General features: G+C 63.1%; 2 protein-coding genes. One reads left to right on the top strand and one right to left on the bottom strand.

Annotated elements, in window-relative coordinates:
* A partial coding sequence (sepH, locus tag AC0AP0_RS11995; protein WP_490430633.1) for a septation protein SepH occupies positions 1–1,070 on the top strand: 1,070 nt, incomplete at its 5' end.
* Positions 1,071–1,092: 22 nt separating this feature from the next.
* Here sepH and AC0AP0_RS11990 read toward each other — a convergent pair.
* Positions 1,093–2,316, bottom strand: a complete 1,224-nt coding sequence (locus AC0AP0_RS11990) for an alkaline phosphatase family protein (protein ID WP_490430632.1) — start codon at positions 2,314–2,316, stop codon at positions 1,093–1,095.
* Positions 2,317–2,395 lie beyond the last annotated feature (79 nt).

The raw sequence follows: 2,395 nt of genomic DNA, 5'->3' as shown, positions 1-2,395 counted from the left end.
CCAGGATGGCCAGCTTTGACCATGTCGACGACAGGGGCGATCTGGTCTTCGTCTGTGACCACCGGCACTTCGCCGTAAAGGTCGACGATGCGCTTGATCGCGCCATTCTTGAGGCCAAGCAGGTCAGGGAGGAAGAGGACGTGGACCCCCAAACTGGCAAGTCCAAGCCACTGCCTGTCTCTGCCATTCAGGCGGCTGTGCGCGCCGGCGCCCGCCCCGAGCAGGTGGCACAGCAATACGCTGTCAACGAAGCGCTGGTACGGCGTTTCGCGGCTCCGGTGGAGACCGAGAAGAAGTACGCCATCGAGCAGTTCCTGACCATGCCAGCGCCCAAGGGGTCAGGCGGGCGTAACTACCAGGAACTGATAGGCAAAGTACTGGCCCGTGCGGGAGTCAGTCTGGCACAGGTTTCCTGGCAGGCCACCAGGCGAGGGTACGAACCTTGGAATATCAACGGGGTGTTTACCTTGGACAAGCGGATCTTCAACGCCCACTGGGCCTGGAACATGCATGACAACACCGTGACCTGCCTGAACGGGGCGGCCAGGATGCTGCTGGACGATTCCGCAGACGACCATGGACAGGAGCGGCCCGCCTGGGACCAGGGTCGCGCCGAAGAGATCGACGACCAGACCGACAGGCGCCCTCCAACCCAGGACGATACCTTTGCCAAAATCGAAGACGAGGAAGATGACCGTGAAACGGGCGACCAGGAAAATGGTGAGCGTCAGGCGGCACTCACGGCCTGGCTCTATGGCAAACCCAAGGAAGGCCAGGAGCGGACAACCGAACGAGAGCTCAACCACCCCCGTGCCGAGCTGACCGAGGACCCTGACACGGCCGAGCATCCCCCAATCAGGGACACCGAGTCCACTATGGTTTTGCCCGTTCAGAACCATGGACAGAGCCAAGCTGACCAGGAGCAGCTTCAGCAGCCGGATCAAAGCGATGATGCCAGTCAGGACGATCAGGAGGACGAGCCCAAGGAGGGTCGCCGCAGCAAACGGGCCAAAAAGCACTCCGGACGGTCGGCCGTACCCAGTTGGGACGAAATCCTCTTCGGTAAGTAGCTGAGCACTTTATCCCAGGCGGTCAGACCAGATCGATTAGGCAGGGAATCTGCGTCTCCAAACGGGTCCAAGAGCCGTGGACGCCAGGCAGCCTGGTCGCCGCATCAGTCTGATCGGCCGAATTCACCAGAGTGACCCGGTCACCGGCCAGAACCAGAAGGTCGCCGATCATGGGGCGAATCCGAGCGTCCACAGGGCCAAAGATTCCCTGTTCGATGGCCCGGTCCCGGGTCATCACCCAGGCCCGCTCCCCCAGTCGCTCCTGCCAACGGGCGGCCACGACCCGAGAATCCGCCCCCTGGTCCAGATAGAGCATGACCGCCCTGGGCTCGCCGCCCACCAGTCGCACATCCCGATTCAGCTCCGGATCCTGGGCGATGTCAATGCGCTGATCCGGATCAGTTTCGATCATGCCGTGATCGGCTACGATCACTGTCAAAGTCCCGGCTGGCAGGCGGCGATGAAGTTCGGCCAGCTGTGCATCGGTCACTTCGAGAGCGGCCACCCATTCTTCGCCCTCCCAACCGCTGTGGTGGCCCACCTTGTCCACATCGCGGATGTAGAGGTAGGTCAGCCCCGGCTGGCGGGCAGCCTCACAGGCGGCCAGAAGGCGCTGGCGGGAGTGGTTGTGGGCCAGGTACTCCCCGCCGCGCAGAGCCGCACGGGTCAGGGCTGAGTCACGAAAACGCGGCAAGCCCGAAGAGGTCACCCTGACCCCCTGCGCCTGGAGGGTCTCGAAGACAGTTGGACGGCGTTGCAGACGTTCGGGGTCCTGAGCCCCTCTGAACTGGATCATCTGGCCAAGCTGGCCGGTGTCGGGGTTCAGCTGGGTATAGCCGGTCATGCCGGTCAGCCCAGGGCTGGTTCCGGTGCCGAATACCCCCATAGCCGCCACAGTGGTCGAGGGCAGACTGGTGTAGAGGGGACGCTGATTGATGGGTTCGGACAGCAGCGAGCGCAGGTAGGGCACATGGCCCTGACGGCTGACCAGGTTCCAGAATCCCAGCCCATCCACTAGGACGACGACAACCGACCGGGCATCAGGCAGTTCCAGGGCCTCCTGGAGGGCCTTTGCAGACGGATGCACGTCGGTGGCCACAGGCACTCCCAGGCATGCGCTCAGGGCGGGCAGGACGGCAGACAGATGCCGAGGTCCGCCAACATGATTGTCCCCCGCCTGGTCCCCGTATTGGATAGGCAGACTCGGCTCCAGCAGTTCCTTCATGTCAGGTGTATCCAGACCCATGTCTTCCATTCAAGCACGGTCAGACCCCAGGCCGACACCGGACCCAGCAGGCACGCTTTGGCGGACCGTCCGGTTATCA

Source organism: Bifidobacterium sp. POST2/T3 (B1) (genome assembly GCF_058197115.1).
This window is presented reverse-complemented; position numbering and strand designations above follow the sequence as displayed.